The organism is Leucobacter rhizosphaerae, assembly GCF_022919175.1.
In the GTDB taxonomy this organism is placed as follows: Bacteria; Actinomycetota; Actinomycetes; order Actinomycetales; family Microbacteriaceae; genus Leucobacter; species Leucobacter rhizosphaerae.
On the sequence record NZ_CP095043.1, the window covers coordinates 1454506 to 1471211 of the forward strand.

General features: G+C 69.8%; 13 protein-coding genes and 1 pseudogene. 6 read left to right on the forward strand and 8 right to left on the reverse strand.

What is annotated here, in order from left to right; translation table 11 throughout:
- Positions 1-87: 87 nt before the first annotated feature.
- Both MUN76_RS06690 and MUN76_RS06695 read left to right on the forward strand, forming a co-directional pair.
- On the forward strand, positions 88-603 hold the full coding sequence (locus MUN76_RS06690) for a DUF2871 domain-containing protein (protein ID WP_244688266.1): 516 nt from the start codon (positions 88-90) through the stop codon (positions 601-603).
- Between the two features lie 4 nt (positions 604-607).
- On the forward strand, positions 608-1558 hold the full coding sequence (locus MUN76_RS06695) for an HhH-GPD family protein (protein ID WP_244688267.1): 951 nt from the start codon (positions 608-610) through the stop codon (positions 1556-1558).
- On the opposite strand, the gene rbfA is transcribed toward MUN76_RS06695, so the two are convergent.
- Complete coding sequence (gene rbfA / locus MUN76_RS06700) at positions 1533-2015, reverse strand: 30S ribosome-binding factor RbfA (protein WP_244688269.1); 483 nt, start codon at positions 2013-2015, stop codon at positions 1533-1535. The two genes, MUN76_RS06695 and rbfA, sit on opposite strands and share 26 nt — an antisense overlap.
- A gap of 124 nt (positions 2016-2139) precedes the next feature.
- Here rbfA and MUN76_RS06705 point away from each other — a divergent pair, with 124 nt between their 5' ends.
- From MUN76_RS06705 to MUN76_RS06720, 4 genes are all read left to right on the forward strand, one after another.
- Positions 2140-2781: a DUF805 domain-containing protein gene (locus MUN76_RS06705; protein ID WP_244688271.1), complete on the forward strand. Its 642-nt coding sequence runs from the start codon at positions 2140-2142 to the stop codon at positions 2779-2781.
- A complete protein-coding gene (locus MUN76_RS06710; protein ID WP_244688273.1) occupies positions 2768-3211 on the forward strand; it encodes a helix-turn-helix transcriptional regulator in 444 nt (147 codons plus the stop codon). The genes MUN76_RS06705 and MUN76_RS06710 overlap by 14 nt, the downstream gene beginning before the upstream one ends.
- A 10-nt stretch (positions 3212-3221) precedes the next feature.
- Positions 3222-3632 (forward strand): VOC family protein, encoded by a 411-nt coding sequence (locus MUN76_RS06715; protein WP_244688275.1) that lies wholly within the window; start codon positions 3222-3224, stop codon positions 3630-3632.
- Positions 3633-3756: 124 nt separating this feature from the next.
- Positions 3757-4650, forward strand: coding sequence for a DUF805 domain-containing protein (locus MUN76_RS06720; protein WP_244688277.1), 894 nt, complete (start codon positions 3757-3759; stop codon positions 4648-4650).
- Between the two features lie 75 nt (positions 4651-4725).
- On the opposite strand, the gene infB is transcribed toward MUN76_RS06720, so the two are convergent.
- The 7 genes and pseudogenes from infB to MUN76_RS06755 all read right to left on the reverse strand — a co-directional run bounded on the left by infB (position 4726) and on the right by MUN76_RS06755 (position 16683).
- On the reverse strand, positions 4726-7470 hold the full coding sequence (infB, locus tag MUN76_RS06725; RefSeq protein WP_244688279.1) for a translation initiation factor IF-2: 2745 nt from the start codon (positions 7468-7470) through the stop codon (positions 4726-4728).
- A 74-nt stretch (positions 7471-7544) separates the two neighbouring features.
- The gene (locus tag MUN76_RS06730) at positions 7545-7802 is read right to left on the reverse strand and encodes a YlxR family protein (RefSeq protein WP_244688281.1); all 258 of its coding nucleotides are present in this window, start codon (positions 7800-7802) and stop codon (positions 7545-7547) included.
- 101 nt (positions 7803-7903) lie between these two features.
- Positions 7904-8898: pseudogene (gene nusA, locus MUN76_RS06735) on the reverse strand (transcription termination factor NusA).
- A gap of 115 nt (positions 8899-9013) precedes the next feature.
- The gene (gene yiaA / locus MUN76_RS06740; protein WP_244688283.1) at positions 9014-9505 is read right to left on the reverse strand and encodes an inner membrane protein YiaA; all 492 of its coding nucleotides are present in this window, start codon (positions 9503-9505) and stop codon (positions 9014-9016) included.
- Positions 9506-9698: 193 nt separating this feature from the next.
- Positions 9699-14159 (reverse strand): type VII secretion EssC family protein, encoded by a 4461-nt coding sequence (locus MUN76_RS06745; RefSeq protein WP_244688285.1) that lies wholly within the window; start codon positions 14157-14159, stop codon positions 9699-9701.
- A 32-nt stretch (positions 14160-14191) separates the two neighbouring features.
- A complete protein-coding gene (locus tag MUN76_RS06750; protein WP_244688287.1) occupies positions 14192-14728 on the reverse strand; it encodes a hypothetical protein in 537 nt (178 codons plus the stop codon).
- Entirely contained in the window at positions 14725-16683 is a 1959-nt protein-coding gene (locus MUN76_RS06755; protein ID WP_244688289.1) for an alpha/beta hydrolase, read from the reverse strand. The genes MUN76_RS06750 and MUN76_RS06755 overlap by 4 nt, the downstream gene beginning before the upstream one ends.
- Between the last annotated feature and the right edge of the window lie 23 nt (positions 16684-16706).

A 16706-nucleotide genomic window follows, 5' to 3' on the forward strand; every position in this document is an offset into this window, starting at 1 on the left:
CCACCCGGCACGGATCTGCGATCTCGTGACTCGGATCTCATCATTTCGGGCGATGCCCGCCGCTCCGTCGCCGTTCAGTCTGGAAGCATGCAGAAACCGCTTACCTATCTCCTCGTATCCGCGTTCGCCTATGCCGCTCTCGGAGTGGCCTCGGGGCTCTTCTACCGAGAGTTCACCAAGCTCAACGGTTTCCCCGAAGGGGCCTTCACTCAGCTCGGTCTCGCCCACACCCACCTGCTCGCGCTGGGGTTCCTCCCGTTTCTCATCCTGCTCGGTCTCGAGCGCGTGTTCCAGTTCTCGCTCGCCCGAAAACGATTCGGGTGGTTCCTCTGGCTCTACCACGCGGGCGTCATCCTCACCTCCGCCATGCTCATCGTGCACGGCTCATTGACCGTACTCGGACTCGAGTCTTCGAAGATGATCGCCGGACTCGCGGGGCTCGGACACATGAGCATCACCGCCGCCATCGTGCTGCTGTTCTTCGCGTTGCGTGCGAGTCTGCGACGCATCGATCCGTCGACTGGCACGGCCCTCCCGGCGCAGGTCCCCACGACCGAGCAGCCCGCGGCGACCGATCGCACCGCTCGGCCGGCAATACACTGAGTCTGTGCCCGCCGATCCCGTCCCCCCGCACCCCCACCGGGACGAACTGACCTCGGCGCTCAACGCCTGGTTCGTCGAAGCGGCGCGGGACCTGCCCTGGCGCGACCCCGCGATCTCCCCGTGGGCGGTGCTGGTCTCGGAGTTCATGCTCCAGCAGACGCAGGTCGAGCGGGTGATCCCGCGCTGGACCGCGTGGCTCGAGCGCTGGCCGACGCCGTCGGCGCTCGCCGCCGACGAGCCGGGCGAGGCCGTGCGGGCGTGGGATCGCCTCGGCTACCCGCGACGGGCGCTCTGGCTGCACCGTGCTGCCGTCGAGATCGCGACGCGGCACGGGGACGAGGTCCCCTCCGACGTCGACCAGCTCCTCGCCCTCACCGGCGTCGGGCCGTACACGGCGCGGGCGATCTCGACGTTCGCGTTCGGCGAGCGCCACCCCGTCGTGGACACGAACACCCGGCGGGTCATCGCCCGAGCGGTGCACGGTCGCGCGGCAGCCGGGATGCCGTCACCCGCGGACCTCACCGACATGGGCGCGCTGCTGCCCGATGTGCTCCCCGAGGCGGCCGTCTTCAACGCCGCGGCCATGGAGCTCGGCGCCGTCGTCTGCACGGCGCGCGCGCCGCGCTGCGACGCCTGCCCCATCGCGGCCTGGTGCGAGTGGCGAGGAGCGGGGTACCCGGACAATGCGCCGGTGAAGCGGCCGAAGCAGGCGAAGTTCGAGGGGTCCGACCGTCAGGCCCGGGGCCGGATCATGGCGCTGCTGCGCCGGTCGACCGAGGCGCTGCCCCGTGCGGAGGCGGTCGCCGCGGCGGCGGAGCCGTCGACCACGCCGCGGGATCCCGCGCAGCCGCAGCGCGCCTTCGACTCGCTGCTCGCCGACGGCCTCGTGGTCGAGATCGACGGGCTGGTGCGGCTGCCGGTGTCGGACGTCAGTCGCGATCCTCGTCGCGACTGAGCTCGCTCTCGGTGAGGCCGTCCTCGTCCTCGTCACCGAGATCGCGAGGCTTCACGTACGGGTCCGCCTCGCCCGCGTAGCTCGCGGAGGCGGCGAGCGCCTGCGCGGCCTCGTCGCGCTGCTTCGCCTCGGCGAGCAGGTCGTTGAGGTGCTGCGCGCTCTCGGGCAGCTCGTCATGGATGAACTCGAGCGTCGGGGTGAGGCGCGTGCCGAGCTGCTTGCCGACCTCGCTGCGCAGCATGCCGGTCGCGGCCTTCAGCGCCGCCGCCGAGTCGGCCTGCTCCTCCTCGCTGCCGTACACCGTGTAGAAGACGCTCGCGTGCTGCAGATCGCCCGTGACGCGCACATCGGTGATGGTCACGAAGCCGAGTCGCGGATCCCGCAGCCCCTTCTCCAACCGCCTCGCGATGATCTGCTGGATTCGTTCGGATACCTTGCCAGCGCGTGGATTGCTCATGCGATTCAGTGTAGCGTCGCGCTCCGACACCCGGTGCCGCTCGGCGGCCATCGCACCGAGTGCCGCTCGTGCCGAGCGCCTACGATGAATACCGGACCCCGATCGCGACGCACAGGAGGCACCCGTGAGCCACCTCGGTACCCCAGGACCCCCGCCGTACCCGTACGCGCCGCCATCGATCCCGCCTCCCTTCGTCGGCTTCCCGGCGCCCGGGCCGGGGGAACCCTTCAACGGCGCGGCGCACCCGTTCGATACGATTCGGCCCCTCTATGGTGCGACGTTCGTCCAGTCGATCCGGCGATTCTTCGTCTCCTACGCCCGCTTCAGCGGCCGCGCCTCGCGCAGCGAGTTCTGGTGGTCGTTCCTCCTCTGCGGACTCCTCCGGGTGATCCCGTTTCTGCTGCTGGGCGTGTTCGCCATCGTCTCGGAGTCGCTCCCGACGTCGTCGGTCAACGCGAGCGCGGAACGATCCCTCGCGCTCGCGGGCGGACTCGTGGTTCTCGCGGTGCACCTCGGCCTCCTGCTTCCGCAGCTCGCGGTCGCAGCGCGCCGACTCCACGACGGCGACTTCTCGGCGCTGCTGCTCCTGCTCCTCCTCATCCCGTGGATCGGCGTGATCATCATCGGCGTGTTCATGCTGCTCGAGCCGAAGCCGTCCGGTCGCCGATTCGACCGGGATCCGATGCCCGCACCCGGGACCGTGTGGTCGCCGCCCTTGGGCCAGCCCGGGGGATGGAACGGAGCAGCCTCCGATGCCCGCCGCTGAGGCCGACCCGCAGCGGCTCCGCGATCTCGCGGCGCTCCGCCGGGTCCGGGATCGGATCGACCGGGAGTACGCGAGCCCGCTCGACGTGTCCTCACTCGCACAGGGCGCCCACGTATCCGCCGGGCATCTCAGCCGGGAATTCCGCGCGGCCTACGGCGAATCGCCCTACAGCTATCTGATGACGCGACGGATCGAACGGGCCATGACGCTGCTCCGGCGCGGCGACCTCAGTGTGACCGAGGTGTGCTTCGCCGTCGGGTACGGCTCGCTCGGCACCTTCAGCACCCGATTCAGCGAGCTCGTCGGCATGTCGCCGCGCGCGTACCGGCAGGCCGCCGAGGCAGGGATCGATGCGCTGCCGAGCTGCGTCGTGGCGCGCGCGACCAAACCAGTCAGGAATCGAGAAGTTCCACCCGCCACGCCGGAGTAGCTTGGCTGGCATGAAGATCAACATTCACGTCACCTTTCTGCCCCACACCGATCCCGAGGCCTCACTGGCCTTCTACCGCGATGTCCTCGGCTTCGACGTGCGCAACGACGTCGGCTACGAAGACATGCGGTGGATCACCGTCGGTCCCGCGAACCAGCCCGACACCTCGATCGTGCTTACCCCACCGGCCGTCGATCCCGGACTCACGGACGAGGAGCGGCGGGTGATCGGAGAGCTCATCGCGAAGGGGTCGTACGCCTCGGTGGTGTTCGCGACGGACGCGCTCGACGAGCTCTTCGAGCGGGTCGAGGGGTCGGGCGCCGACGTGCTCCAGGAGCCGATGGAGCAGGACTGGGGATCCCGCGACTTCGCCTTCCGCGACCCGGCCGGCAACACGGTCCGGGTGCAGCAGCTCGCGTAGATCCCCGATCCCCCGCCTTCGCCGCACGGCGCGTCACACCCGGCCGTGCGGCGTTGCGCTGTTTTAGACTGGGCGCACACGCAGAATGGCGTGACGTGTCCACCGACAGCAGAAAGCAGCGATTGTGACGAACCCGCCAAACCCCGAGGACTCCAACCCGGGCGGCACCCCGCCCGTGCCGCCGCAGGCACCCCAGGCGTCCGAGAACGCCCAGCCGGTGCCGCCGCAGCCGTCCGAGCCCTCGACTCCCTCCGCGCCGCAGTACGCGCCGCCGGTGCAGCAGCCCCAGCAGCCGCAGCAGCCCTACGGTCAGCAGCAGCCCCCGCAGGCCACCGGCCAGCAGCCGCCCGCGCCGCAGTACGGCCAGCAGCCGCAGCAGCCCTACGGCCAGCCGCAGCAACCCTACGGCCAGCCGCAGTACGCGCAGCAGGCGCCCTACGGCGCACCGCAGCAGGGTGCTCCCTACGGCGGCGCCGCGCCGCAGCAGCCGTACTACCCGCCGGCCGTCGGCGTTCCCGGCCCCGGTGAGCCGTTCAACGGCGCCGCCCACCCGGATGACCTCACCCGCCCCCTCTACGGTGCGTCCCCGACGCAGGCCGTCAAGCGGTTCTTCAAGAACTACGCGAACTTCTCGGGCCGCGCCTCGCGCAGTGAGTACTGGTGGGTCGCGCTCTTCTTCGCCGTGGTCTCGATCGTGCCGATGTTCCTCTACATCTTCGGCCTCGTAACCCTCGGCGTGAGCGCCTCCTCCTACGACTCGTACTCGGGCTACTCGAGCGGGTCGCAGGCCGGCACGGGTGTGGGCGCGGTGATGCTGATCATCGCGGGCATCATCTTCCTCGCCATCGGCCTCGGCACCATCGTTCCGTCGCTGGCGATCTCCTGGCGTCGTCTGCACGACGCGAACTTCGCGGGTCCGCTCTACTTCCTGACGTTCATCCCCTACGTCGGCGGACTGGTCGTGCTCGTGTTCATGATCATCTCCTCCAACCCCGCAGGGCGGCGCTTCGATCGCTAGTCGCCGCACCGCACACACGAAGGGCCCGGACAGTCGAACTGTCCGGGCCCTTCGTGTTGGGGTGGTCGGTCTCCGCTAGTCGCGGACCTTCTCCACCATCTCGGTCGTCTCGATCTCGTCGCCGATCTGGATGTCGTTGTACTTGCCCAGTCCGATACCGGCCTCGAAGTCGGTCTTGACCTCGGTGACGTCGTCCTTGAAGCGGCGCAGCGAGTCGATGGCCAGGCCGTCGGCGATCACCACACCCTCACGGATGACGCGCGCCTTGGCGTTGCGCGTGATCGTACCGCTGCGCACGACCACACCGGCGATGTTGCCGAACTTCGAGGAGCGGAACACCTCGCGGATCTCGGCAACACCCGACTGCTTCTCCTCGTACTCCGGCTTGAGCATGCCCTTGAGCGAGCTCTCGATGTCGTCGAGTGCGTTGTAGATGACGTTGTAGAAGCGGATGTCGATGCCCTCGCGCGCGGCGCGCTCGCGAGCCTTGACGTCGGGACGCACGTTGAAGCCGATGACGATCGCGTTGTCGATCGTCGCCAGGTCCACGTCGCTCTCCGTGATCGCGCCCACCCCGCGGTGCAGGATGCGCAGCTGCACGGAATCGTCGACCTCGATCTTCATGAGCGACTCCTCGAGCGCCTCCACGGCACCCGACACGTCTCCCTTGATGATGAGGTTGAGCGACTCGACCTTGCCCTCTTCCAGCGCCTTCGTGAACTCCTCGAGGCTGATGCGCTTGCGGGCCTTCGCCAGCATTGCGTTGCGCTCCGCGGCCTCACGCTTCTCAGCGATCTGGCGGGCGGTGCGATCCTCTGAGGTGACGATGAAGGTGTCGCCTGCGCGGGGCACGGTCGACAGACCCTGCACCTGCACCGGACGCGACGGCAGTGCCTCGACGACCGGATCGCCGTTCTCGTCGCTCATGGCGCGCACGCGGCCGTAGGCGGTACCCGCCACGATCGCGTCGCCGACCCGCAGCGTACCCGACTGGATGAGGACAGTCGCCACGGCGCCGCGCCCCTTGTCGAGACGCGCCTCGATGGCGACGCCTCGCGCGTCCTTGTCGGGGTTGGCGCGCAGATCGAGCCCGGCGTCGGCGGTCAGCAGGACCGCGTCGAGCAGCTCGGTGATGCCGACGTTGTTCTTCGCCGAGACGTCGACGAACATGACGTCGCCGCCGTACTCCTCGGAGACGAGACCGAACTCGGTGAGCTGCTGGCGCACCTTGGCGGGGTTCGCCCCCTCCTTATCGATCTTGTTGACCGCGACCACGATCGGCACACCGGCTGACTGGGCGTGGTTCAACGCCTCGATCGTCTGGGGCATGATGCCGTCGTCGGCCGCGACCACGAGGATCGCGATGTCGGTGACCTGCGCACCACGCGCACGCATGGCGGTGAACGCCTCGTGACCCGGGGTATCGATGAAGGTCAGTGCGCGGTCGATGCCCTCGTGCTCGGTGTGCACCTGGTAGGCACCGATGTGCTGCGTGATGCCGCCGGCCTCGCCGCCGCCCACGTTCGCCTTGCGGATCGCGTCGAGCAGTCGGGTCTTACCGTGATCGACGTGGCCCATCACGGTGACGACCGGCGGACGCGCCTGCAGCACGTCGTCGCCCTCGTCCTCGAGCTCGCCCTCGATATCGATGTCGAAGCCCTCGAGCAGCTCACGATCCTCGTCCTCGGGGGACACGATCTGGATCCGGTAGCCGAGCTCCTCGCCGAGCACCTCGAACGTGGCCTCGTCGAGCGACTCCGTCGCCGTTGCCATCTCACCGAGGTGGAACAGCACCGTCACGAGGTTCGATGCACTCGTGTTGATCTTATCGGCGAAGTCCGAGAGCGACGCGCCGCGCCGCAGACGGACCGGGGTCGATCCGTCGCCGCGGGGAACGCTCACGCCGCCGAGCGACGGCGCCTCCCGCATCTCGAATTCGGCCCGCTTCGCCCGCTTCGACTTGCGCGCCTTGCTCTTGGAGCCTCCGCGACCGAACGCACCGGCGGTACCAGCACCACGGCCACCACGGCCACGGCCGGCGAACCCACCGCCCGGACGTGGCGCACCGAAGCCGCCCGCGCCGGGAGCACCACCGGCGCCGGGAGCGCCGCCGGGACGGTTGAAGCCGCCGCCACCGCCAGGACGACCTCCCGGACGACCGGGACCGCCGGGACGGCCTGCGCCACCGGCTGCGCCGCCCTGAGGACGGGGCGTCGGACGCGGGATGTTGCCGGGGGTCGGACGACCGCCGGCGGAACGGCCCATGCCCTGGTTGGGGGCGAAGGGGTTGTTGCCGGGACGCGGCGGGCGAGGGATGCCCATGCCCTGGCTCGAGGCGAACGGGTTGTTGCCGGGACGGGGACCGCCCGGCTTGGCACCGGGCTTCGCAGCGCCGGGCTTCGCCGGGGATGCCTTCGGAGCACCCGGCTTGGCGCTGTCGGCAGCGGGTGCGTCAGCACGCGGCGCGTCAGCAGCGGGTGCCGGCGCCGGTGTCGCGGGCGCGGCCGGTGCCGGGGTCGGAGCCTCGGCGGGTGCCGGAGTCTCGGCCTTGGCCGCGGGCTTCGGGCCGGGGCGCGGACCGGTGGTCCGCTTCGCCGCGGGCTTCGCAGCCTCGGCGGCGGGAGCGCCAGCGGGCTGATCGCCCTTCGCCTGGGTCACTCCGTCTGCCTCGAGGGCAGCCTTGACTTTGCGCGCCACCGGGGGGGCAACGCTGGACGAGGACGCCTTAACGAACTCGCCCATATCTTTCAGCTTGGCCAGGACGACCTTGCTATCGACACCGATCTCCGCAGCGATCTCGTGTACGCGTGGGTTAGCCACTTTTCTCCTGTCTGGGTTCACGCCAGACAGGCGGGAACCGGAATTAACGGACGGGTCTCATCGTGAGCCGCTCATTAGTTGTCCATACGTGTTTTCAGCCTGTTCTCTAAAGGGCCAGCATCGAGCTTCCCCGATACTCGCAGCGCACGCGAAAAGACTCCGCGCGCCACTGCTTGGTTCAGACAGTGAGCCGTGGGATGCACCCACGCCCCTCGCCCAGGACGCACCGCGCGATCATCAGCCAACAGCTGACCCTCGTGCGCCACAACCCTGAGCAGTGCCGTGCGCGGCGCGCGTTTTCGACACGCCACACAGGTCCGAACCGCAACCATCTTACCAGCTTCCTCAGTTCCAATCCGTCCCGTTCACAGGGACGGGAGGCAACTGCACCGATGCGCGATCGATCGGTGCAGCCGCGGGTCGGGCGGCCGATTCAATCATTCATGATTGAATCCGGCTGGATATCGATCTTCGCGCCCGTCAGCTTCGCGGCGAGTCGAGCGTTCTGGCCCTCCTTGCCGATGGCGAGCGAGAGCTGGAAGTCGGGAACCAGCGCCCGGACCTGCTTCAGCGACTCATTGAGCATGAACACGTCGGTGACCTTCGCGGGCGACAGGGCGTTCGCCACGAACTTCGGCAGCTCGGGCGAGTAGTCAACGATGTCGATCTTCTCCTCGCCGAGCTCGCTCATGACCGCCCGTACACGGCTCCCCATCTCGCCGATGCAGGTGCCCTTCGCGTTGATCCCGGGCTGCTTCGCGCGCACGGCGACCTTCGTGCGATGCCCCGCCTCGCGGGCGAGCGACACGATCTCGACGAGCCCCTCGGCGAGCTCGGGCACTTCCCGCTCGAACAGCTTCCGCACGAGGCCCGGGTGCGTGCGCGACACCACGACCTGCGGACCCTTCAGCCCCTTGGAGACACTGGTCACGTACACGCGGATTCGGGTGCCGTGGGGGTACTTCTCCCCCGCGATCTGCTCCTCGGGGGCAGGATCGCCTCGAGCTCTCCGAGGTCGACGTGCACCATGCGCGGGTTCGGTCCCTGCTGCACGACACCGGAGACGATCTGGCCTTCCTTGTCCTTGAAGGCGCCGAGGACCGCGTCATCGGTGAGATCGCGCAGGCGCTGATTGATGACCTGCTTTGCCGCGCTCGATGCGACCCGCCCGAACTCGTCGGTGGTCACGAAGGCCTCGCCCACGACCTGGCCGTCGTCGTCGAGCTCCGGCACGCGGACATCGATCTGGCCGGTCTTGCGGTCGAGGGTGACCCGGACCTGGTGCTCGTCGGGCACAGGAATGTTCTGGTTCTCGGCGTGACGCAGATATGCCGATTGGATCGCCTGCTCGATGATTTCGGCGAGCTCCTCGAAGGGAATCTCCTTCTCGCGCTCAAGCCCACGCAGCATTGCGAGATCGATCTTCACGATGGCCTCCTCGTATTGAAATGTCTATTCAGCTGTCCCCGCACGCGCGGGGTGAAGAGCCCAGAGTACTCCACGGAGCGGGGCTCTGCCACCGCGGCAGGGCCCCGCGGCCGCGCTAGTGCTGCGCTTCCTGCGGTTGCGTGAAGGGGTACACGGCGGGCGATCCGGCGCTCGCAGTCTCTTCGGCGTCCTCGGTGCCCCGGAACTTCGCGAGGTCCCGGACGTTCTTCTGCACGGCGACCGAAGCGAAGAGGCTCATCGCGAACGCGATGCCGTAGAAGCCCTTTTCGCTCAGTGTCAGGCTGCCCGCGTTCCAGAGCCCGACGGCGAGGAGGGTGAGCGAGATGAGCAGGGCGAACCAGGCGATGCCGGTGTAGAGGTTCGTGACGGGGATCCCGTCCGCCCGGTCGCGCACCGTCTTCTGGAGTGACACTGCCGCGAACAGACCGAACATGAGCAGCGTGAAGTAGTAACCCTTCTCGTTGAGCTCCATCGTGGCGTTGTAGAGTCCGATGAGGTAGGTGCCCATTCCGAGGAGCAGGGCGACCCAAGAAGCGCCGATGAACGCAGCGGTGGGCTTCGATGCGGTGTCCTGATGTTCGGTCATGATGAACTCCTTCGTTCGTGGTACTGCGGTTGTGAATTCGTATTCCGGCTCGGGCATCGGTGTTCGTTGCTCCCGCCGAGCGCCTCCCCCAACCACCATCTTGTCGGGACCGCATGTCGGGATCCGCATATGCACCCCCTGCGGTCGCCGCGGCGTCCCTGTCGTATGGCAGTCCGTGCATGCGACGCCCCTGTCACGCAGCGAGCGCGCCGTCGATGGGTTCGCCGGTTGCCGCCGTCAGGCGGTGCACCGCGATCAACGCGGGTGTCACCCGACCGGCCTCAATCGCGAAGCCCCGACCCGGCGCGAAATCGGCGCGACGGGCACGGCCCAGCGGCTCCCGGAACGGGGAGTGCGGCTCGCCGGCGTCCGGCTGCAGCGTGAGACCCCACGTGGGTTGCTTGAGGGCGCCGAGCAGTTCCCAGTACTGCGCGGCAGCGCCGGGTTCGAGGTCGAAGAGCACCAGTGCCGCGGAGCGACGCGCCGCGCGGGCGAGTGCCGCGAGCGCCCGCTGGGCGCCGGGGTCAGCGGCGTCGGCCGCGCGCTCAACGACCACGAGCATCCGCTGCGCGCCCTGGAGTGCGTCGACCAGTCGAGCGGCTTCGCGCGCGACCGCGTCCTCCCCCGAGGCGACGCGACTCCACGACCGCGCTTGTTCAATGCCTGCCTCCTGAGACACATGGGCCTGGAGTGTGAGGAGGATCGATTCCACGACCACTCCGTGACGAGCGCCGTGCTCCTCCCACGCCACCGCGCACGTCTCCAGTGCCGTCGTCACCCCCGACCCGGCGGGACCGAAGACGACACCGAGCCCGCGAGTCGGCATGGTCAGCGCCTCGAGTGTGTCCCTCCGGAGACCGATGGCGATACGGTCCGGCTGGTCCGCCCGAGTGCGTCGATCAGGCTTCGACCCGCCGTGTTCGCCGCGCCCCGAGGGAGGCAGCTCCTGCAGCGTCTGCAGTACCGGCTCGGTCTGGATCACGGGCGCTGGTGCGATCCGGCACCGCAACAGGTCCGCGGCCAGCTCGGCGAGGCTGCGGTCCAAACCGGCCCGGTCCGGCGATCCGCCGGGAACCGCGATCTGCACCTCGGCCCCCTCTCCCACGCGCACGGCTCGCCCCGGCGGCGCATCGGCGAGCAGGTCAGCTGGGAACCCGAAGACGGCACCGTCCCGAGCATCAGACATCCGGAACGCGTACTGCCTGGGGAGGTGGGCCGTGAGGCCCGTCGGAATCGCCGAGGCGCGATCTGCCGTCATGACCACGTGGACCCCGAGTGCGCGCCCGGCGGCCATGATCTCAGTGAGTGCGGGCAGCAAGGTGGTCACCGCACCGGCGTCATCCGACGCCTGGCGAAACGCACTGAAGCCGTCGAGGAGCAGGACCACGCGGGCTTCGCCGTTCCCGGCTGCTGTCACTCGCGTCTCCGAGAGCGTGCCCGCTCGGGCTGCTGAGAATCGCGGACCGCGATCGGAGATCGTGCGCTGCAGATGGCGCAGTACGCGGGTGACCCGGCCCAGGTCCGAGAGGGGCACCACGGCCCCCACGGTTGGCAGCTGGACGAGTGCGCCGAGTCCCCCGTTGCCGCCGTCGATCGCGTAGAGATGCACGGGAAACCGCTCCGCTGCAGCGCTGAGGGCTGCGGCGACGGAGAGCAGCGCCGTGGATTTTCCCGTGCCGCTCGCCCCCAGGAAGGCGACGTGCCCGACCGCGTCGAAGTCGATCGACTCCGGCCGCTGCGCCTGGGAGTCGGGCAGATCCAGCAGCCCGATCGTGGTGGTGTCGATGTCCGCACGGAGACCGGCGTTGTACGACAGTGCCGCCGAGTCGATGAGCGGAGGGAGTTCGTCGAGCCATGGCCGTCGGGGGGCGGCAAGAGCGGCCGTGCGCGCCGCATCGGAAATGCCGCGCGCCAGCACCTCGATGTCGCGGTCGCCGCCGGTTCGCGCGTCGTCCGTCACGGCACGGGGTGACCTTGGGACGTCCCACGGGACGCGTGCGCCCCACCCGAGGGATGCGATGCGCACCGCGCCGAGGTCGGACGCACCCGAGGCGCGACCACCGACGTAGCAGGTCTGCACGGTGCGGATCCGCCCGGGCCCGATCTTGATGGCCGCGCGCCCCGGAGTCTCCGCGGCGAAGTGCGCGGCGTCTGGCACCCCCAGGACATCCGAGCTGTCCGCGTCGTCTGCCATCCGCAGAGCGATCCGGAGATTCGTGTTGGCCCGCAGTTGCTCGGTGATCACCCCGGCCGGCCGCTGCGTGGCGAGGACGAGATGCAATCCCAGCGACCGACCGCGCTGCGCGATGTCGACGACCCCCGTGACGAACTCGGGGACGTCGCGCGCCAGCGCGGCGAGGTCCTTCGCCCGGTGGTGGGCGAAGAGCTCTTCGCGGTGCCGCAGCTCTGCGCGCAGTGACCGCAGTGCCCGTCGCACGAGGCGCGGAGTGAGGTCCGTCAAGAGCCCTACCGTGTGCGGCAGGGCGACACACTCCGCGAACGCGGCGCCGCCCTTGTAGTCGACCAGCAGCAACGTCAGGCGGTCCGGGCTGATCGACGCCGCGAGACTCAGGATCCAGGTCTGCAGGAACTCCGACTTTCCGGATCCGGTTGTCCCTGCCACCAGCGCGTGCGGTCCGTGCGTGCGCAGATCGATCGAGACGGGGCCATCGGCGCTCTGTCCCACCACGGCGACGAGCCGGTCCTCGGTTCGCTCCACCCCCGAGCGCCAGCGGGACGTGAGGGTATCCGAGGCCGCCCACGCGTCCAGGATCGCCGCCCCGCCCCCGAGCACGTCCGCGCTGTGGAGGTCCCGGAGCTGCACGGTGCGGGGCAGGTCGCTCGCGGCGGCGACGACCTCGCCGGCGTCTTCGACCGCGGCCAGACTGCGGGCGACCCGCGACGCCATAACTGACTCCGCGCCCTCGATCGAACGCAGCGCCACGACTGACCCCTGCTGCACGAACCCCACCGTCCCCTGCCGCGTATGCACCTCGGCAAACGTGCGGCAAGCGGCGGGCAGCTCTCTCCGATGCTCGGCCACCCAGATGCAGTGGATCCCCGCCTCGGGGCCGTGCTCCGCCAGTGCGATGAACCTCGGCCGCTCCGCCGATTCCGCGAGCACGAGCACCACGACCACGGGATGGGCGAGGCCGTCGCGCGCCGCCGCACGCTGTCGCTGCAGATCCTCCAGCGCGGAGATGAGCGCGCCAGCACTCGCGTCGTCAGCGGCGAGATGCGGGACGGCGACCGGGCTGCGGGGATGGTCCACGTGGGGAAGCCACTTCATCCAGTCCCACGGGCCGGTTCGGCGCGGGCCGCCCACGCACGCCATCACCAGGTCCGCCGGCGCGCGGAGGGCCACGAGCTGCAGCACGATCGATCGGGCGAGCGCAGCGGCCGTGCGCGCGTCTCCGGCGATCCCGAGGGCCCCGCAGCGGTCCAGTGCCTCGACGACGGGCACGGGTGCGATGCTCCGCCACTCGTCTGCAAGCGCGACGAGCGCGGCACGATCCTCGGGCGTCGCGTCGCTGTCGGGAGGCCCCTCGAGTGCGGTGCGGCTCACGAGCTCCCCGGTTCCGATCCGCACCTCGAGGAACGACGCGTGCTCCGGGCGCCGGGTCCACAGCAGCTCCGAGCGGTCGCGCACGGCATGCAGGATCTCTCGAAGCTCCGGCGCCTCTCTCTCGCGCACCGCGATCTCCTCGGCGTGCAGCCGCGCGAGCTCGGTGCGCTCCTCGACGAGTCGCGTCGCGAACTGCTCCCGCAGCCTCCGGTGCCGTCGTCGCCCTCCGAATGCCCCATCGGCCCAGGATCCCAGCAGCATCACGGGGGCCATCGCCACCATGAGCAGACTCATGGGGGCCCGGGTGAGTGCGAACACCGCCCCGCCCATGAGCATCGGAGACAGCATCGCGATCACCGGCAAGTGCTGCACCGAGGGGATCACGGGCGGCGACGGCAGCGCGCGGGTGCGCGCGGAGAACGCCTCCACGACCCGCGGCGAGCGCGTGTGCAGCGTTGTGTGCCGGAGCTCCCGTGCCGGCACGACGGGAGGTCCCAGCGTGACCCGGAGCACGACCTCGCCCAGTTCAACGGTGTGCACGCCAGTGAGGAGGGCGCGTGACGTCGGCGATCCGTCGACGATCACTCCGTTCGCGGATCCGAGATCGTGCAGCGTGACCTCGCGACCGACGGAGACGACGGCGTGCCGCCGGGACACACTCGGGTCGGTGAGCGGCACGCGGTGCCGCGGGTCGCGACCGATCAGCTGCTCACCCTGGACAAGGCTGTGCACGGCGCCGCGGTGCGCTCCAGACAGCACCTCGAGGTGGCCCGCGAGCGGGATGAGCCGAGTGGCGCCGTGCGCCCCGAACTCGAGCACCGGTTCGATCGTCCACCCGGACTGCAACCCAGAGCCGAGGAGTGGGGTGGAGGGATCGAGCAGCCTTCGCTGCGCGGTGAGAGAATCACGCGCGGCGAGGGTGACGGAGACGCGAGCCTCGGTCATCTCGGGGTCCCACCGCACGCCGGCCGCCGCACCGGCACGCACCAGAGCGCATGCAGTATCAGCAACCGTGACGGTGGCGTCACCCTCGAGCGTGATGTCCCGAGGCTCCATGCCCGGGAGCTCCAGCGTCACACGGAACCGCACGGGTCCTCCTCTCGGCGCGTGCGCATCGGTGCCTACCCCTCGGTGAGCTGAGAGCAAGCGGTGGAGACGGAGAGTATGACGGAGTGCTCCGTGGCGTCGAGCGCAAGGATTGCTCCGTCGGATCGGTCAGCTCGGAAGTAGTCCTCTTGCGTGCCGGTGCTTTCGGGATCCAGGACATCCGAGACGTCCCACCCCTCGTGGGTCCACAACGCACGCACACGAGCCGAGGCGGCGAACGGTGCGCCGATCTCCGTGTGCTCGACCGTGAACACTCGGCGTCCGGGCTGCGGGTCAGCACGATTGGGGCGGCACGATTCGGTCTCGATCTGCTCGAGGAGCACGGCCCGATCCTCGGTCCAGTAGAGCCGCTCCTCGCCGCTCCTCCAGCCGTCGGGTTCTCCCGTCGCCTGGACCACCGCGTCGACCTCCGTCTCGATCCAGGCGAGCTGCTCCTCCCGCGTGGCGGATCCGGAGCGCCACTCGTCCGACACGATCGGGTCGGAGGAGCACCCGGCAATGAATGAAACGACGATGAGTGCCGCGGCGGTCAGCTCGGTGCCTCGCATCATCGCACCTCCAACGCTGCGGGGACGCGATTCTTGCGTGAATCGGGTGGATCCGCATGATCCACGAATCCACCGGGGACGCGATCCCACAGTTCGGAAGATATCGCTGCAGCACTCCTGAGCGACTGCGTCTCCCGATCGAGGTACCCGAGCCCGTCGTCCCGGATGATCGAGTGCCCTCCGGTGCCGCGCAGATCGCCCACACCCTCCGAGGAGAAGCTCTGCGCCCCCGCGATGGTGAGGCCGGGGAGCGTCGCGGCATCGGCGTTCGGCTGCATCCGCTGTGCGGCGTTCGATCCGAAGGGTGCAAGCGCGTCAGCGGAGGCCATGGTCGTGTAGATCCGGGGTGCGCCGCGCGCGTCACGATCGACGCCGAGCTCGCCGAGGTCGGAGACCGTCCCGGCATCGAGACCAGCGGAGCCGAGCATCGTGAACGATCGCACGGGATGCTCGGTGCGCAGGAGCGCGTTCGCCGCGGTGGTCGTGCCGTACGAGTGCGCGACGACCGCGACCGACCCGCTCGGGGCCTCGACTATTCGCACCGCGTGCGCGCCGTCGAGTTCCGCGGCGAGCCGGGCCGCCCCCGTTCTCGCCGCGTGCGGGAGCAGCACACGGTCGACATCAGGGGTGTCGGCCTCCATGAAGACGATGACGGCGGAGGTCTCACTCGACCGACCCGACTGCGACAGCACGCGCTGCTGCTCGGCCATGAGATTCCGGCTCGCAGTGTCCCAGCCGGAAAGCCCCTGGTGCGCGTCGTTGCGCATCCCCGGGACTTCCCACGTCAGATGGTCGGCGCGGTCGGGCTCCCCGTACCCGAGCGCCAACAGTGGCGTCGCGTCGGAGAGGCGCAGCGCGACGACGCGCACCGGCTCTCCCGCGTGCCCCTCGGCGATGACCGCGAACGCCGCGTCGAGCGCGCTGCGAGACCGAGGACTCAGTTCCTGGCGATGCACGATCCAGTACTCCAATAGCCGCCGGTTGGCCTCGTCGCGGGCCTCGTACGGCACCCCCGGCAGGTTCCCGATCACCGCCGGGACCTCGGTGATGAGCCGCTCGCGCTCGTCCGCGCTGAGCCGCTGCCACGCCTCCGCAACGCGGGTGGGGTCCGGCGGGCTGCTCCACGCGTGCGAGCCCTGCTCCGATCCGAGCAGCGATCGCAGCAGCGGGTGCTGCTCGGCGAGCTGCGGAGTGTCGACGCGCTGTCCCCGCACCTCTCCGACGAGTGCGGCGGCGAGTGCGTCCGGCCTCGATCCCTCCGCGCCGCCCACGACGGTGAGGAGGTGTCCGAGGGAGGTGCGCCCGAGCGCCTGCTGCAGTCGGGTCTCAGCCTGCACGCGGTCACGGTGCACGGCGACCCAGGTGGATCGAGCGCTGTCGATCTCGCGGAGCGCCCCGTGCCACAGGCTCGCCGCCACGAGCCACTCGGTGTCGAACCGGGACCGCACCGCCTGCACCGCCGCCTCCGTCTCGACCGCCGTCAGGCCGGCGCCCGCCGGGCCGAGTTGCGGCTCAGGCATCACACCGGGAGCTCCCTCATCCCAGCGGTACTCGCCCGGCACCCCGGCCCGCGCCGCGATGTCCGCGATGATCCCGCTCTGAAGCCGAATGGTGTGCAGTGCGTCCTCGACGCGGTGCACCGTGCGGTCGGCCTCGCGCACGAGCACCTCCAGCTCAGCGCCGAAGACGCGCAGGGCCGAGTCGGTTTCGAAAGCGCTCCGGTGCACCGTGAGCGCTCCCGGGACGAGTCGGTCCGAGAGCTTCTCGGTGAGACTCCGAGTCCCATCGCTCTCGAGCGTGAGCAGCTCCTGCTGCGCGCGCTGTACCGCTGCGACGTACGCCTCCGATTCCGTGACCGCATCACGAACGAACGCTGCAACCTCCTCGATCGCCGGCACCTCGACGCACCTGGGCGCCGCACTGAGAAGCACGTCTTCCGCGCCCGCTGCTCCGAGCATCACCGCGACTCCATTCGGTATCG

Bases quoted from the DNA above. Each gene is read 5' to 3' on its own strand.
- MUN76_RS06690 (WP_244688266.1), top strand. From the start codon at position 88: ATGCAGAAACCGCTTACCTATCTCCTCGTATCCGCGTTCGCCTATGCC.
- rbfA (WP_244688269.1), bottom strand. From the start codon at position 2,015: ATGAGCAATCCACGCGCTGGCAAGGTATCCGAACGAATCCAGCAGATC.
- MUN76_RS06710 (WP_244688273.1), top strand. From the start codon at position 2,768: ATGCCCGCCGCTGAGGCCGACCCGCAGCGGCTCCGCGATCTCGCGGCG.
- MUN76_RS06715 (WP_244688275.1), top strand. From the start codon at position 3,222: ATGAAGATCAACATTCACGTCACCTTTCTGCCCCACACCGATCCCGAG.
- MUN76_RS06730 (WP_244688281.1), bottom strand. From the start codon at position 7,802: ATGGTTGCGGTTCGGACCTGTGTGGCGTGTCGAAAACGCGCGCCGCGC.
- yiaA (WP_244688283.1), bottom strand. From the start codon at position 9,505: ATGACCGAACATCAGGACACCGCATCGAAGCCCACCGCTGCGTTCATC.
- MUN76_RS06750 (WP_244688287.1), bottom strand. From the start codon at position 14,728: ATGATGCGAGGCACCGAGCTGACCGCCGCGGCACTCATCGTCGTTTCA.
- MUN76_RS06755 (WP_244688289.1), bottom strand. From the start codon at position 16,683: ATGCTCGGAGCAGCGGGCGCGGAAGACGTGCTTCTCAGTGCGGCGCCC.